The organism is Thainema salinarum CENA647 (assembly GCF_057732415.1).
This window is the reverse complement of record NZ_JBYJZJ010000029.1, coordinates 22,373-38,136: the sequence shown is the minus strand read 5'-3', so window position 1 is coordinate 38,136 and position 15,764 is coordinate 22,373. Positions and strand designations below refer to the sequence as shown.

At 48.7% G+C, this 15,764-nt stretch carries 13 protein-coding genes; 4 read left to right on the top strand and 9 right to left on the bottom strand.

Translation table 11 applies throughout. The features are described 5' to 3' along the window. Nucleotides 1–90 precede the first annotated feature (90 nt). On the bottom strand, nt 91–1,629 hold the full coding sequence (locus AC286M_RS36000; RefSeq protein WP_488202597.1) for a hypothetical protein: 1,539 nt from the start codon (nt 1,627–1,629) through the stop codon (nt 91–93). A gap of 267 nt (nt 1,630–1,896) precedes the next feature. Between AC286M_RS36000 and AC286M_RS35995 the strand changes: the two genes are divergently transcribed. The 3 genes from AC286M_RS35995 (at nt 1,897) to AC286M_RS35985 (ending at nt 4,898) form a co-directional block, all read left to right on the top strand. Then, entirely contained in the window at nt 1,897–2,025 is a 129-nt protein-coding gene (locus AC286M_RS35995; RefSeq protein ID WP_488202596.1) for a hypothetical protein, read from the top strand. 212 nt (nt 2,026–2,237) lie between these two features. Then, complete coding sequence (locus tag AC286M_RS35990; RefSeq protein WP_488202595.1) at nt 2,238–2,834, top strand: hypothetical protein; 597 nt, start codon at nt 2,238–2,240, stop codon at nt 2,832–2,834. A gap of 1,275 nt (nt 2,835–4,109) precedes the next feature. Next, nucleotides 4,110–4,898, top strand: coding sequence for an NYN domain-containing protein (locus AC286M_RS35985; RefSeq protein ID WP_488202594.1), 789 nt, complete (start codon nt 4,110–4,112; stop codon nt 4,896–4,898). 113 nt (nt 4,899–5,011) lie between these two features. Here the strand turns inward: AC286M_RS35985 and AC286M_RS35980 are convergent, their stop codons facing one another. The 7 genes from AC286M_RS35980 to AC286M_RS35950 form a co-directional block, all read right to left on the bottom strand. Beyond that, nucleotides 5,012–5,575 (bottom strand): DUF697 domain-containing protein, encoded by a 564-nt coding sequence (locus AC286M_RS35980; protein WP_488202593.1) that lies wholly within the window; start codon nt 5,573–5,575, stop codon nt 5,012–5,014. A gap of 334 nt (nt 5,576–5,909) precedes the next feature. Further along, a complete protein-coding gene (locus tag AC286M_RS35975) occupies nt 5,910–6,194 on the bottom strand; it encodes a hypothetical protein (RefSeq protein WP_488202592.1) in 285 nt (94 codons plus the stop codon). Next, nucleotides 6,181–6,624 (bottom strand): IS200/IS605 family transposase, encoded by a 444-nt coding sequence (tnpA, locus tag AC286M_RS35970; RefSeq protein ID WP_488202591.1) that lies wholly within the window; start codon nt 6,622–6,624, stop codon nt 6,181–6,183. The genes AC286M_RS35975 and tnpA overlap by 14 nt, the downstream gene beginning before the upstream one ends. Continuing rightward, entirely contained in the window at nt 6,617–6,781 is a 165-nt protein-coding gene (locus AC286M_RS35965; RefSeq protein WP_488202761.1) for a hypothetical protein, read from the bottom strand. The genes tnpA and AC286M_RS35965 overlap by 8 nt, the downstream gene beginning before the upstream one ends. 42 nt (nt 6,782–6,823) lie before the next feature. After that, on the bottom strand, nt 6,824–10,630 hold the full coding sequence (locus tag AC286M_RS35960) for an EAL domain-containing protein (RefSeq protein WP_488202589.1): 3,807 nt from the start codon (nt 10,628–10,630) through the stop codon (nt 6,824–6,826). 744 nt (nt 10,631–11,374) lie between these two features. Next, entirely contained in the window at nt 11,375–12,205 is an 831-nt protein-coding gene (locus AC286M_RS35955) for an alpha/beta hydrolase (protein ID WP_488202588.1), read from the bottom strand. Nucleotides 12,206–12,227: 22 nt separating this feature from the next. Then, a complete protein-coding gene (locus AC286M_RS35950; protein ID WP_488202587.1) occupies nt 12,228–13,985 on the bottom strand; it encodes an L-lactate permease in 1,758 nt (585 codons plus the stop codon). A gap of 482 nt (nt 13,986–14,467) precedes the next feature. Here AC286M_RS35950 and cobA point away from each other — a divergent pair, with 482 nt between their 5' ends. Next, entirely contained in the window at nt 14,468–15,229 is a 762-nt protein-coding gene (gene cobA, locus AC286M_RS35945) for a uroporphyrinogen-III C-methyltransferase (protein ID WP_488202586.1), read from the top strand. A 35-nt stretch (nt 15,230–15,264) separates the two neighbouring features. Here cobA and AC286M_RS35940 read toward each other — a convergent pair whose 3' ends face one another. After that, entirely contained in the window at nt 15,265–15,750 is a 486-nt protein-coding gene (locus AC286M_RS35940) for a hypothetical protein (RefSeq protein WP_488202585.1), read from the bottom strand. Between the last annotated feature and the right edge of the window lie 14 nt (nt 15,751–15,764).

Genomic DNA, 15,764 nt, shown 5'->3' with positions numbered 1-15,764 from the left:
ATATGTTTCTTCAAAATTGGGCTACAGAACAAGGGGCTTAAGCCCCTTGTCTACCGAGATTATGTGTAGTTTTAATTTGGCGAATCAGTATTACCCAATCCGCTTCACATTATCAGGGAAGAAAGCAACACCAATGTTTTTCACTTTGGCCCAGCCTGTTGTGGGTCGCAGATAGAGATCCGGCGGAATAAACATGCCTTCACCATCGGGGCCAGTGGGCGTAAACTGCCGTCCTTGCTCCACCAGTTCAGCCATGACTGCATCGCGTTCCGCTTGGGACGGATACACCTTGCTCAGAGCAGGAATGACCGCACCTTCAACATACTGATCAAATGCGGCTGCTACCTGGGGGCTGACTCCGGCCAGTTCCTTAAACTTCTTAGCCGCTTCCTTGAAGGCATGGATCTGCACCTGGGCAACCTTGGCATTGTATTCCTTGCCCGCTGCTAGTTCATCTCCGGTCAAGCCAGCTAGATCCCGGCGTGGATAGGTATCGCGGATAGAAGCGTAGGCGATGTCGGTAAAGTCATAGTACATGAACGCTAAGCCTGTACCGGATTGGTCGGCATTGGGACAGCGTTCGGTAATTGGCTTGAGGTCAACGCTCTCATCGACCATCGTCAAGGGGATGTACTTTGCGTTGGGATTGCCGTTGTTCTGTAGAACTGCGCCGGATTCAATCTTCTCGCGCACGACTTCGTACAGATTCGGATAGCGGTCTGCGCCAAGGCGCTGCTGAAGCTGATTAATGTAGGCTTTGTTGAGGATGGTGTTGGTGCCGATGTTGATGCCAGCACTGACCAGTTCAGCACAATAAGCTGTGTTCTCGCTGCGCTTCAGCCATTCAATTGCCGCTTCATCACCGTAAACTGCCAGAATCAGCTTTTCACCCGCCTGCTTGATTTTGTCTACGTTGTGGATACCGAGCGGGTCTTGACCGTTGAAATTTTCTTCCGCAAATGGGATATAGCTATTTGCGATCGCAGTCATGGTCAGGATGTTCTTGCAGTAGGCTTGCTTTTCCGCGTCACTCAGTTCGGCGGGAAACTCGATTTTTTCAAAGAAGAAGCTGCCGTAGCCAGAGTTATTAAAGCCACCACTGAAATAGCCCTGCGGATTGTTAATCGTCATCACGCCCGCTTTGCCGTCTTTCTCAACACCGACCGCTAGACCTGCGTGACCGATGTTGCGCTTGTGGGGAATTTCGTTCTCATGCAGATCGGGATAGTAGCCGCAAACTGCGATCGCAATGTCACCGGGACGGATGAGGCGAGCTAGGTCAGTTTGCACAAACGGATCGCCGCTAATTTTGACCTGGAACAGCTTGATCTCAGCATCGGGACTGGATAGAACCGGATAACCGACAACTTCGCTGCTGTCCGGCAGTTTCGTCACAATAGCAAGGGCATCCTGAACCGTTGGATATTCTGGCGTTGCGTCCCATTCATAGCGTGATGCAACTTCAGTCATCCTGGTATGCGAACCAGAACTGGGACGAGCTGGAGACTCGGCGGGAGCTGATGGAGTGGTATTCGTGCCCTGAGCCGGGGAAACGGGGGTTTGAGCGTTGTCAGTAGTATTGTTTGGTGCGTTGTCTGAGGCCGATGCGGATTTTTGGGGGCTTACCATAAGATCTGAATCCCGATGAGAAGGACAAGTAATATTAAGTCCGTGTACAAGAACCCAATTTATTTTTTGATTTAGTTTTTTGTGAAAGACGGGCTGAGCTAGCCTTTTACAAAAAATAAACCATTGGGTTTTAACCGGACTTTGTACAATTTGAGCCGATTGCTTTCCGTATGTGTTTACGCTATCGCAACCACTCTAGTTCTTTCTTCGAGGTGAACGGGGGAATTTCCGGCAACCGGGATTGAAAATCACCCACCAAGGGCAAGATTGTGTCTTAATTCATCGCTAGCGATCGCACATCTGTTGACGATGTCAGTGGCGATGTCAGTGACGATGCTAGGATTTGCGATCGCAGTAAAATTAGTGGTTTCGGGCGATCAGCAAATGCGCTATTGAATGAGATATTGAACAAGTTATTGCTTGACTCGCTTCACAAAACTACATTGTCACACTGCATCAAAGTGCATCGTGATTTTGCACTGAGAGGTAAGAACGCTAGTCCGCAAAATGCAACTGTGATTCCCCTTAGCTAAAACTCGGCAGTCAGCTTATCAATTATCAGCTTCTAATTATTTGTCATTCACCACTCTCAATTTGCGAGGTAAATCATGAAATCTCAATTTCTGGTTGCAGCTCTGTTAGGTTTTTCGTTTGCTGTTAGTGGCTGTACGTCACTGTCCCAGCCAGGGGGATCTGCAGGTGATGTCCAGGCTGAAACGCAAACGGTAGAACCCGTTGCAATGGTTAGCCAAGACGGTTCAGTTCAAATCACGGTTTCGGATAGCTGGGAAACTGCTCAGCTCAACGACGGTGATGTTTCGCAGAACATGGTGCTGAAACTTCAGAATCGGCGGGGAGATCTGCAAATCGCGATTCAGGCATTTCCAAAAGTGAATGGCCTGGAACTGGTTGATCCTTCAGTGCTCAATGGAGGAGTCGTCAGTGCAGCGAAAGCCATGACTGGCAGCGAAGGCACCGTGAACCCTACCAGCTTGACGGCTATCAGCGGCCTGACTGCTGTTCAGTATGAAGGCCGAGGCAAATTTTCTGGCTATCCCGTGGCTGTATTGGCAACTGGAGTAGACAGTCCTGATGCCTACTACAACATTTTGGTGGCAGGTCAGCAGTCTGAATTTGACGAGGCGCGAGCTGAAATTGATCAGATTGTGCAAAGCTCTCAGCCCGCTGCGCCAGAGCAGTCGTAGACAACGTTTGTTTGATGGCACAGCTTTAGCCCTTACTCCGAACTCCTCTTCCTCAGGCAAGGGGGCTCCCAGCTTTTACTTCCGTTGTCAATTCATAGAGGCATTTTGCTGCCGCAATGCGGGGCCAAAGTGCCTCTCTTTGCTATAGACGGTATAAATTAGGTGTTACTGATTTCGGGGATGAACAAGTGAAATGTTGAGCTCTTGCCGCCATTGTTCCAAGGGTTTTTCTCAGTCTTCTTCCTATTTTTGAGCAAAGAGTGGTTTAGCGGCTTTACCCATTTGTAATCCTTGTGCGCTCTCAAATCCACTCAAACTACAGCCCATCATGGTAAAACCAAAACTAAGAACAGTTGCCAGCAGAGCTTTCTGTCTATTCTGTACAGTGGAGAGTTTAGGAACTAAGTGCAATGGCACATGAGGTTATTCCCAGTCAAACTTTTCGACTCCCACGATTCTGGCGTGATCCATAAAATAAGAGTGGAAACAACGTGAGATGCCATTATTACTAAGTTTAGTAAATCACAAAGATCTTTGAAAGCCTTGCCTAGCAGTCATCTCACAAAATGGAGGAAACTCTTGAAAGCCCTATTGAATAAGCTCTCTGGGAGCTGAGCTACTTATTCAGCCTTGGCCATCTTCAAGGCAATTGGAGAATGAAGTTGGCTGATACCAATCCGCCATGAAGATGAGCATAACTTAAAGCCTGGAAAGCTTGTGATTCAATGCTTTCAGCTCATGAAAATGCTTGGCTTCATATTGTTTTGGTATGAAATGCCTATTCTTCCGTTAGTTTGTGATCTACTGAAGTTAGAAGATCAGATGATGCATAGCCAGCGTTTACGTTTTCAACTCGCAGCAGCACAGACTAGATTAACTTGCGCTATCCAGACACAGTGCTTTGGTGTTGAGTTGACTTCGCTCAAGAGACACAAATGGGAAAATTTAGGACAAAATTGTACCGTCTTCGTCTAAAGATGTGATGATTGGCTAGCTAGGTGAGAAGGTTCAGGCACCATTGGAGAAGGGGAAAGCGGATGCGGCAGTGATTGAGTTATTTGCTAATCACTTTGGGATTGACAAAAACTAAAGTGAAATCGCCAGCAGTCATTCATTGCCCACCAAAGTGCTGCTGAAGGTTTATCGGATGAACAGGTTGTAAATGCACTTAATTTCTAAGAGTATTTAGTCTAAAACCTTGTTTGTGATGAACTGCGAATAATCTGAGGGCACTCTAAGTGTGTAAACTCTAAGTGCTAATAAAAGAGGCAAGATATGACATCTCCTAGGCTGGTAGCGAAGATTGAGTCCGAAGAACCTACACTTCGCTTAGCCGTTTTAATCGACGCTGATAATGCTCAAGCTGCTGTAATTGAAGGACTTCTTGCTGAAATTGCACGTTTTGGGGAAGCAACTGTTAAACGCATATATGGGGATTTCACCACTCAAGCAAGTTCATCTTGGAAAAAAGTGTTACAGAAACATGCAATTAAGCCTGTCCAACAGTTTGCGTATACTACTGGAAAGAATGCAACAGATAGCACACTAATTATTGATGCTATGGATTTGTTATATACACGAAAATTTGATGGATTTTGTTTAGTTACAAGCGATAGTGACTTCACTGGTCTCGCGATGCGTATTAGAGAAGAAGGTCTCACTATACTAGGATTTGGAGAACAAAAAACGCCGGAATCTTTCAGGAATGCTTGCCATAAATTTATTTTTACAGAATTGCTACGCCCTTCAGCTTGCGAAAATTTACATATTTCAGAAAAAACAAATGAGCTACAGAATTCTTTAATCCACTCTTCTCAGAACAACTCTTCTAGTTCACAAATAGCTTTCCCAAAACAGTTTGTTTTGGATGCTTTGGAGCAGTCAGGTGATGATGATGGATGGGCAAATCTTGGAACTTTTGGTAGCTATTTAAATAAGCTTCAACCTGATTTTGATTCTCGTACTTATGGATTCAAAAAGCTTTCTCTTTTAGTAAAGGAGATGAAAGATATTTTTGAGGTCAAAGAAGTGAATAAAGTACTGTATGTTCGAGCTAAAAAATAAAACAAATAATTTGTACATTGTTTTCTTAGACACATTTAAAAAAAGATGAGAGTAGGCAGATCACTCCACGATGGAAATCTGCCTACTTTGAAGTTTAGCGCAACTTGTGACTGTTACAAGCGAGATAAAAGCTCCTGTTTCTTCGTCAAAAACTCTTCTTCAGTTAAAATGCCTTGATCTCGCAACTGACCGAGTTTGGCCAGCGCTTGATAAATATCGGCAGCCTGATCGCCCTGTTCGTTCTCTAGATCAGACACATAGCTCTTGCCGCGCTCAAATGCCGATTCATACGCCGACTGCACCTGTTCTTCCACAAAGTTGCTGAGCGAACCACCGCTGGAAAAGTGGCTGATGGCGACCTGGCCAACCGCATAGGTAGAGGCTCCAGATGTAATGGCCATCGAGGCTCCACCGATCAAGGTGCCAACGCCCGGAATCGCCTTGATGAAGCTTGCACCAATGCGAGCCAGCGTCGTACCCGTGAGGGCAGAGACAAAGGCTTTACCCATACTGCGGTTGTAGTTGACGCCGTAAAGCTGGGCAAGCTGCTGAAGCATTTCCAGTTGAATGGCGGTGACAGCGGCAAAATCAACCAGCGGAATCGGGATCAGTCCACCACCCATTGCCCACAGCACATGGGAACGAATAATCGCGTCGGCTTGAGATCGTTGGCTCATCGGTATCACCGGATAAAGAATAGTGAGAGAATTGCGGCCTGTGTTTAAACTACCCACAAACTAAATCCATCTTGCACAAGTCCTTAAATACCAGTTTTATACATCAGCGCTACAAATGAGTTTAGGGCTGAGGGCTGAGAACTGAGGACTGAGTGCTAAAAATTAATCTATAGCCACAGTTTAGAAAAACGGTATCGGCTCAGACTTTTCATGTGCAAGAAGGATAGGTGTCCTTATCCTTCTACAAGCTGATGAAATACAGATTCGCAAAGGTTTAGAGAAATTCCAAAAACTGCGATCGCTTATAGTGCCCAATTGCTCAAGTGACCGTTGTTTACAGTGTCCAATCATTGGGAAAATCACCGGATGCTTGATTCGGCAGATCAAAGCACTGTTGTGGTGTGCTGGCTAAGTTGTTGACAGCTTGATAAGCCCAATCGGTGGGATACACATCGGAAAAGGCTGAGGCAAATTGGCCTGGAGGACAGGTGACTCGGCTGGGATTAACGGTCGGTTCAGATCGTTGGGATGTAGTGTCAGGAGTGGTGGTTTCAGTTGATTCGGCTGAATGAAATACCCCGCCGCAAGCGGACGGGGTATCAGAATCAAAAAAGAGCAAGTTGATTATCCCGATGCAATTTGAGGTAATCTTTGCCTTGGGCTTGAACATATTTGGCGATCATTCCTTCATCCCCGTGGCGGCCTACTGTACTCGCAAAATATCCATCACTCCAAAACTCGCCTCCCCAAAGTTTCTGCTTCACTTGAGGGCATCGTTTGAAGACTTCTCGTGCAGTTAAACTTTTCAGCATCGTTACCAGTTTGGTCACACTATAGGTCGGCACGGACTGCACTAGAAAATGGACATGGTCTTTGTCCACTCCAATTTCGACAAACTTCACCTCGTAGCGTTTCTCGATTTCGAGGCAGACCTCTCGCAGAACCGCATCTACTTGCTCATCAAACACAACCCGTCGATACTTTGCTGGAAACACTAAGTGGTATAGCAAAACTGTTACGTTATGACTCTTGTGGATGTACTCACTCATTCTTAGATCTTACGCCGCAGAGCGGCGGGGAATGGACCCCAAGAGATTCAACGGTTATCGTTTCGACAGGTTGATTGGATGATGCAGATGGTGCAGGCAGTTCAGATGGTGCAGGTGCGATCGCACTTGCCAACACGGACGCAATGAGAAGATCCATAGTCACCGCTTTTATAACGTTTAGGTATTACAGACATGCTACTCAATCATTTGTTCCGCTGTCAGTGCAGCCCTCAACATGAGATGCGTTATGTATTTCAGCGATCAGCGTTTCGGCTACTTCGCAAGTTACAGGGGCGTTGAATAAATAGCCTTGGCCCATGTCGCAGCCAAATGATTTGAGCTGCTGGAGCTGTTCTGGTGTTTCGATCCCTTCTGCAATCGCTTTTAGACCAAGCTGGCGCGACAGTCGAACAATCGTTTTGGCAATGCTGAGATTGCGCTGACTCTTGAATAGATTGCTGACAAACGAGCGGTCAATCTTGAGATTATCAACCGACAGAGAATGCAGATAGCTCAAAGACGAAAACCCAGTACCAAAATCATCAATACTAATTTGAATCGCAAGGCTGTTCAGCGTTTGCAGTCGCTGGTTAATCGCTTTAATGTCTTCCATAAACATGCTTTCGGTGATTTCCAAGGCTAGACAGCGTCCCGCTAGCCCCGTTTCCTGCAAAATCTGCTCTACTTGAGCCACCAGTTCGGGTTCCTTGAGCTGCTTCATCGACAGATTGACGCTGATCTTGAGGTCTGCCGCTGCCGGAAACTGGGCCTGCCACTGCGCCATTTGACGACAGGCTTCCCGTAAAACCCAGGCTCCGAGTTGCACAATTAGACCCGTATCTTCGGCAATCGGGATAAAGTCGACTGGGGAAATAAACCCTTTTTTGGGATGCTGCCAGCGAACGAGTGCCTCAAAGCCAGCTAGCTTGCCAGTCGAAAGGGTCATAATGGGCTGATAGCGGAGTGTAAATTCCTCTCGCTCTAACGCCTGCCGTAGCTCATGCTCCAATTCCAGCCGCTGGAGTGCTTGCCCATACATTTCCTGATTGAAAATGGCGTAGCGCGATCCGCCTGGATGCTTGGCTGAATACATAGCGATATCGGCATTCCGGAGCAGGTCAAGTCCGTCTGTATGTTCAGCCGTGCCCAAGACAATGCCCACGCTCGCGCCAATCACCACATTTTGCTGAGCCAGCGGTATCGCCGTTTTGAATTCAGTCACAATTTGCTCAGCCGCTTGCACTGCCGTCTTCAAGCCCTCAATGTCTTCCAGCAGCAGGACAAATTCATCGCTACCAATCCGTGCCGACAAATCAATGTCGCGCGTCATCTGCTCTAGCTTCTGGGCCACAATCCGCAATAGCTGATCACCCATCGAATGGCCCAAGCTGTCGTTGATAATCTTGAACCGATCTAAATCAACGAACAGCACCGCAAAGTAAAAATCGGCATGGCGCTTTGCCCGCTCAATGGCCAGATCCAGCCGCTCTAGCAGCAAAGCTCGATTCGGCAGTCCGGTCAGGCTGTCGTGGGTGGCACCGTGCTCAAGCTGCTGCTGGGCCAAAACTTTGTCGGTGATGTTGCGGGAACTGGTTTGGATGTAGGCCGGAGCATTGGCAGAAGCTGGAATGACCTTAATCAAGGTTTCTAGCCAGATATAGCTGCCGTCCTTTTGGCGGCATCGATAAACCAGAGGATCGGAACGATCGCCGCTGGCCGAGTGCTTGAGCTGTAGCCGCACCAATGCGCGATCATCAGGATGGCAGTAGCGATAGGGATGACTGCTAATCAGCTCACCCGGCTCAAATCCAAGGAGGGACTGACAGGACGGGCTGAGATAGAGAAATCGACCGGATACATCGTGCAGACAGACTAAGTCTTTGACGTTTTCGGCCAGTAAGCGAAAGCGAGTTTCGCTTTCTTGAAGAGCAATTTGGGAATATCGCCGCTCCAATTCAGCCGTTGCTCGGTTGGCAAAAATCTGCAAAATCGTCATGTAGTCAGCGCGATCGCACAATGGCTTTTTACTAATTGCGCTGAGTGTTCCTAACACGTCTCCGGCAGCGTTGATCAGGGCTACCCCCGCGTAGCTTTCGGCTTCTAGCTGCGGCAGGTAAAGATTATCCGCAAACACCTGGGATACCTGATGATTACAGCAGTATCTGCCCTCTCGCAGCACAACCGCACAGGGCGTGTTATCGGGACGATAGGCAATATTGGGTCGGAGCCGCCCTTGCGCCCAAAACGCGATGGTCTGTAATCGTTCTCCAGCTTGCTCAGAGTCTGATGGTTGAGATCTAGATGGCTCAGCTCCAATCCGCTCGGCCACAAAGACGTAATCGGCATCCAAGGCAACCGCTAAATACTGCACCAGCTTTTCAAAAAATGCTCGGCCCGTGACGGCTGCTGTGCCCTCCATCAGGCTTTGCAGCATCTCATGCGAGCGTTTCAGATCGGTAATGTCTCGCTTGATCACGACATAGCGATACACCCTTCCCGTCTCATCTCGAATTGGGAAAGAGCGATCCCAAATCCAGCGGACGCTACCATTGACATCGACAGTTCGATACTCCTCATTGATAAACGAAATACCTTGAACCTCAAGGTCAATCTTTTGCGCCACCCAGTCTCGATCATTGGGATGCACATACTGTAGCCACGTGTCTGGAGTTGTGTAGTCTGTATCTGGATCGCTATACAGCCGCTTATACCCTGCATTGCAAAAAATCATTTTGCCAGTGTTGATCTCGCGCAGCAGCAGGGGATCTTCGATGCCGTCCACAATTTGCTGGAGCTGTTTGCGATCGCGCTGTAGAGACTGTTCCGTCTGCCGCAGGGTTTCGAGCTGGGCTTCCAGATTGGCATTGGCGATTTGGAGTTCTTGTTCTTGATTGAGGAGATTCGTCAGCAGTTGATTTAACGCGCGGGATAAGCGAGTAATTTCGCTCCGTCCGCTCGTTTTGGGCAGTTTGGCTTGACGGTTGCCTGCTCGGATTTGATCGGCTGCGATCGCAATCTTCAGCAGTGGTTTGGTGATCAGACTAGCCGCCAACCAGCCAATGACCGCAAAGCCACTACCCAGCACCACGCCACCAATCAGAATTTGCCAATACAGCGTCCGAGCCGGACTAAATGCGATGGCTGCAGGCTCATACACTAAAATCGTCCAGCCCAAGCCAGAATAGGTCAGGTATCCCTGGCTCTCAACAAAACCAACCAGATAGGTGTTGCCATCTGGCCAGCGTTCAACCGTGTAGCCCGAATCTGCAACACCCGCTAGACGCAGGCTTTCCAGTTCCAGCGTTTGTCCTTGCCACCGCTCCGACCCAAGTAACACCGTGCCAAACTGATCGACAACCAAAATGTCCTTGTCTTCAGCATCTGGCATATTGAGCAGCGTCGTCTTCACGTCTTCAGCCCAAGCCCAGCTCAGGTGAGCCCCCAGTACGCCCTGAAAGTTGCCGTCAGCATCGCGCACCGGGCTGGCCACATCAACAAATCGCAGCGGAGTCTCGGTGGGATTGGGCAGCAGTTCCGCCAGCAGTACGGCTTCATGCACATCCCCCACAAACGGCTGTTCCTGAGCTTGCACAAACCAATCTCTCTGGGCAACGCTAACGCCTTCTAGAATTCCTTGCGTGCTGGCTTGTACAGTACCCTGCTGATCTGCAAAGCCAATCCAGGCATAGATTGAATAAGTACGCTGCAACGTATCAAGAATAGCCTGTATCTCGGCATCGGGAGTTTGCGGATTACGAAACGGTTCTAATCCTGCAATAATCTGAATTTCGCGATATCGCTCAAATAGATTCTGATCTAAACTACCTGCCATCTGCTGAGCAATTTGGGTCAAATCCTGACCAATATCCTGCTTGATTTGCTCTTCAGCTAAGTTGCCGGAGATCCGACCTAAGATGGCGGACAGCAGGATAGTAATACTGCCAAACGCGATTCCAAGACGAACACCCAGACTGGCACCCGTCCAAGCTGTAACAAGTCGATTCATAAGGACGTAGAAATGAGCGGCGAGAAGCTATGGACGATAGAAGGAATTTGCACTAACGGAACACACATAGCGCATCTCAATTGGTCTGATTAAACCGCACTCAAAACTCTAGCCCTACTCGTAGCTGCGTCGCGCAAATTAATCTCTCAAGAGACAATTTCGCCGACAAAAGCGCTCTTTTGCTGTTTGGGCAACGTACGAGACTAGCTACCAAGATAATTGGTTTTGAAAGATATGTAAACTTACGCGAATTCTCAGGATTCACCTTTGGGGAACATCGATATGTTTAAGCTAATTTTGAACGTATCATTTAGCAGAGATTGACAATCAAAAACGAATTTAATAGATCTCTAAAACGCGAGTAGAATTAATGTCTCCTATAGCTTCACCAAGATATAAAACAACGTTTTTTCTACTCATCTTGTAATATGAGTTTCATCATCGAGATCCAAAGTCATATTTCCGTGAAAAGCTTATGTCAATCGCCTTCTAGCGATCTTGACTCTAAAACCTGGCAGTCAGATTAAATTACAATTTTCAAGATCAAGTTTATACTTAATCACCTTATTTCTTTGTATATTTTTTTTACCAAAAGTTTCTTGAAGAGAAAAATACCTTTTAAGGTAGTAGATTAATAAATATTAATTGTTATTCAAAAGATCTTTTAAGAAGTAGGAAACTAATAATACCCATATCTTGTAGGATGCATTACGGCTAATGCATCCTACGGTGGCTGAAAATTATTCAATCCTGCATTTCGATCAGCTCTTGAAACGACATCAGCGCTTGCTTAAGCTGATCGCCTGCAACCCAGGCAAAATCGTCGTGCCCAGCCTCTGCAATCCAGAGAAAAGCTTTGGGCTGTGGAGCCGATTCATAGAGCGTTTGACCATGCTTAAAGGGGATGGTTTGATCGACCTCTCCGTGCATAATCAGAACGGGCTGATCAACGTCATCCAACTTGCGCAGATTGGCAAACTTATCGAATGGCAGTAGAGGAAAAGGTACAACAACGCGAAACGCCGAAGTAAAGGTACTTTCTAGGATTAATCCGGCTGTGGGATATCGAGTCGCGAGTTCCGTTGCTGACCCACCACCCACAGAGCGACCGTAGACGATAATTTGCTCCGATGGAATGTTGAGTTGTTGCGTCAGGTAGGTGTAAGCAGCATCCGCATCCTGATAGGCGCGACGCTCATCGGGTTTGCCATCACTGGTGCCATATCCCCGATAGTCGTAGGCAAAGACGCTGAAGCCCCAGCTATGCAGTTGATCGAGAATGGGACGAATGTGGCCCAAGTCTTCCGCGTTGCCGTGAATATAGAGCAGCGTATAGGTGGCTTGTGCGTTTGGTAAATAAACTGCCGAAATCTCTTCTGTCTCATTGACAGGGACTTTCAGAATCTCTTCCGTATCCGAGTAGCTGGCGGGCTGGGGCAGAAAAATCATGCTGTCGGCCCGAAAATAGACGTAAAGCGCAAAAAACGTGTAGATGAACAACAGCGATCGCACCCATCGCTTCCAGGTGAATTCGCCAATCAGCACTTTTCGGAGCGTTGCCCGATTGATATTCATATGGGTTTACCAATGTTTGGCTTTATATCGTGAATTGCAGAGCCAACAATCCCAGAATTCCCGCCAGGACAATGTAATACAACGTAGGCAACAACAGCCGCCGAATCAGTAAGCCTTCGCGACCGATCAGGCCAACCGTTGCCTCTGCCGCCACGATATTGGAGACACAGATGATGTTGCCTGCCGATGCTCCAACGCACTGTAGTCCCAGCACAACGGCAGTGGACACGCCAATCTGGAGCGCTACTCCAAACTGAAACAGGGAAAACATCAGGTTGCTGACAGTGACGCTGCCCGCAACGAAGGAACCTACTAAGCCAACACAGGGAGCAAACAGCGGCCAGAGCTGACCCGCTAATGCAGCCATGCCGTCTGCGAGAGTCAAGGGCATACTGACTAAGCCCGACTCATTCACGCCTGTATTGATGAAGACTCGCGCCATCAGCACTGCGGCTCCCAAAGCCAAGGTCGTCTTTTGCAGCATCGGTACCGCTAGCCCCACGGCTCGCTGCATTGAGGCTAGCTTCATCCGGTGGATGAAAAAGGTAATTGCCACTACGATCAGAAACACAGTTGGCGGCAGATAGAGCGGCCTAGTGGAAACTGTCACGTCCGTGCCTAGAACGTTGCTCCAGCTCAGTGTGGCAGCTTGGAGCCAGTCTCGAATGGGCAAAAATTCAAACCGAGTCAACATCAAAATTGCGCCAAGCAAGATGTAGGGCAACCAGGCCAGTAGAGCAGGCATCGTTTGAGGTCGGCGTTCGGATGTGGGAGCTAGCTGAAACCGGACATCACAGCTCGATTGAGATGTTTCTGCTGATTGTTGATTTAACAGTTTATGAGGTTGTTCATTGGGTAATTCTGCTTGATTCGACCAGCTATCTGACCATTGATCGGGCGGTGGAAAATCCCAGGTTTGCTTGGGCACAAGAAACCCCCGCTTGGCGCTGGGAATGACGATGCCGAGTCCAACCAGACCACCAATCAGAGTCGGGAATTCCGGCCCCAGGAAGACCGCCGTCAGCGTGTAGGGAATCGTAAACGCCAGCCCCGCAAACAGGGCAAATTTCCAGGCGGCTAAACCGTCTCGCCAAGACTGCCGTACCCCAAATCCTGCCGTAATCACCATGACTAGCACCAGGGGCAAAAAGGTGCCGATGATGCCGTGAAACAGGCCAGCCCATTGGCTAATCGCCTCTAGATACTGCGGCTGAGTGAGTCCCAAATCGCCAAGCTGCTGCTCAACGGTGGGTACACCTTGTAATCCGGTATCAATACCAATAATGATCGGTGTGCCGACTGCGCCAAAGGTGGAGGGCGTACTTTGGATAATCAAAGCAGCCATCACAGCAGCCATTGCCGGAAAGCCAATCGCCACTAGCAGCGGCACGGTGATCACCGCAGGCGTCCCGAAGCCGGATGCGCCTTCGATAAAGCTGCCAAACAGCCAGGCAATGATTAATACCTGCACCCGCCGATCGCGGGAGATACCTAGCAGACTCTGGCGAATAGATGCGATCGCACCGGATTCTTGCAGCGTATTCAGCAGCAGGATAGCGCCAAACACAATGTAGAGAATTTCAGCGGCGGCCACTAATCCCTGAATACTGGCGGCGGCCACTTCGACAAGCGGAACTTGCCAGATCAGTAGCGCAATAACAACGGTTACCAAATAAGCAATGGGCATGGCTTGCCCCGCTGGTCGCCGCGCCACAACTAACAGCAAAAAGACCGTCGCAATGGGCAGCAGGGCAATCAGCGAGTAGAGGAGAAGTCCCATGAGACAACGTAAACGACGACATTTGACGACACAAGCAGTCTAGCCAATGCCATCGTTTTAGCGCCGTATCGTCTACGTTGCAAATCCACGTAAATCCGCGATCTCTGCCTGATCGGTGCGCAATTTGCGGTCACCATTCGCGCTAAATGCGATTAGTCCATACCAGACATGCAAAAATCGCATAATATCGGCTATTTTGTATCTATGTTAACCAAAATTAAGATCTGTTTTTCCTAACGTTAGGACTATGGCAAGCCATTCACCCACTGTCAGCATGTCCTGTTATTCAGCTTGGCTGCCGTGTCTGTATTTACATTTGAATGCATCTATGTTCAATACACTAGAGGTTGGATGAAAGGTTAGAATAGTGTGCTTGTTCGATCAGTCGCTTTAACGTGCGATGCGATCGCATCTAGTGCAACTCCGGCTTCAAAAACAACTTTCTTGATTATTCTGCAATTCGTAGGCCATTCGTATCCTGTATGAGTTCATCCACCCCCCTCGGCAAAGTTTACTTAGTTGGTGCTGGCCCTGGCGATCCAGGGTTATTCACCTTGAAGGGCAAAACGCTACTGGAGCATGCCGATGTCGTTGTCTACGATGCGCTGGTCAGCCCCGAAATTTTGGCGATGATTAACCCGAATGCCGAACAGATTCACGCAGGCAAGCGACGGGGTCGGCATTCTTTACCGCAAGCAACCACGACGCAAATCTTAATTGAAAAAGCTCAGTCCAATGCTATTGTCGTGCGGTTGAAGGGGGGCGATCCCTTTGTGTTTGGCCGGGGCGGCGAAGAAATGGAAGATTTGGTGCAGGCTGGAGTGCCCGTCGAAGTGGTACCAGGAATCACGGCTGGGATTGCAGCTCCTGCCTATATCGGCATTCCCGTAACCCATCGTTCCTACAGTTCTTCCGTTACCTTTGTCACTGGGCATGAGTCCGCTGGTAAATATCGTCCACAAGTCAACTGGAGTGCGATCGCACATGGTTCGGAAACGATTGTGGTCTACATGGGCGTCCACAATCTGCCCCACATCACTGAGGAGCTGATTAACGCTGGCCTCGCCACCGATACGCCAATTGCGCTAATTCGCTGGGGCACCCGTCCCGATCAGCAGGAGCTACTGGGCACGCTTGGCTCAATCGTGCAGCAGGTAGAGGAAACTGGGTTTGAAGCACCAGCCGTAGCGGTGATTGGTGCAGTCGTCAAGGGAGCGCGTCATCGTTCAAAGAGAGAAAAATGAATATAGGGGAGTAGCCTATCGAAAATTCCCAAACATCAACTATCTTCCTCTGGAGCGTCTGCTGGGGTTTCCATTTGCTGAATTTGGTCTTGCAGCAGTTCTAACCGCCGCTGCTGGGATTGAATCGTATCATTTAGCGTAGCCAGCTCATCTGGAACCGTATCTCGCAAAGTTTTTAGCTGCTCCTGCTGGCGCTGTAGCTGAGTCTCAACTGTCTCCAACTGTTCTAGCAATTCGGCATTCGCTTCAGCCGCCTGCGTCGTCTCTCGCTGGACAATCTGCTCCTGCACCAGTAAGCGGTAAGCAAACCATCCGGTAATCCCGATCGCCAGCACAACCGAAATCACGAGCCCAGTAATCAGCGTTTGCACTAACCCCCGCATTTGATTAGTGCGCTTCTGGAGTTCCTCCACACTAAGCTTGAGATTGTGCTGCTGCTCTTGGAGGCTGATCAGGATATCGTCTCGGTTTTGGGCATTGGGCTGATTGAAACTGGGTTCAGACGGAGGTGGAGTATTCATGATCGTCAGCAAAC

Bases quoted from the DNA above. Each gene is read 5' to 3' on its own strand.
- cobA (WP_488202586.1), top strand. From the start codon at position 14,468: ATGAGTTCATCCACCCCCCTCGGCAAAGTTTACTTAGTTGGTGCTGGC.
- AC286M_RS35985 (WP_488202594.1), top strand. From the start codon at position 4,110: ATGACATCTCCTAGGCTGGTAGCGAAGATTGAGTCCGAAGAACCTACA.
- AC286M_RS35950 (WP_488202587.1), bottom strand. From the start codon at position 13,985: ATGGGACTTCTCCTCTACTCGCTGATTGCCCTGCTGCCCATTGCGACG.
- AC286M_RS35990 (WP_488202595.1), top strand. From the start codon at position 2,238: ATGAAATCTCAATTTCTGGTTGCAGCTCTGTTAGGTTTTTCGTTTGCT.
- AC286M_RS35960 (WP_488202589.1), bottom strand. From the start codon at position 10,630: ATGAATCGACTTGTTACAGCTTGGACGGGTGCCAGTCTGGGTGTTCGT.
- AC286M_RS35980 (WP_488202593.1), bottom strand. From the start codon at position 5,575: ATGAGCCAACGATCTCAAGCCGACGCGATTATTCGTTCCCATGTGCTG.
- AC286M_RS35965 (WP_488202761.1), bottom strand. From the start codon at position 6,781: ATGGATCTTCTCATTGCGTCCGTGTTGGCAAGTGCGATCGCACCTGCA.
- tnpA (WP_488202591.1), bottom strand. From the start codon at position 6,624: ATGAGTGAGTACATCCACAAGAGTCATAACGTAACAGTTTTGCTATAC.
- AC286M_RS36000 (WP_488202597.1), bottom strand. From the start codon at position 1,629: ATGGTAAGCCCCCAAAAATCCGCATCGGCCTCAGACAACGCACCAAAC.
- AC286M_RS35955 (WP_488202588.1), bottom strand. From the start codon at position 12,205: ATGAATATCAATCGGGCAACGCTCCGAAAAGTGCTGATTGGCGAATTC.
- AC286M_RS35940 (WP_488202585.1), bottom strand. From the start codon at position 15,750: ATGAATACTCCACCTCCGTCTGAACCCAGTTTCAATCAGCCCAATGCC.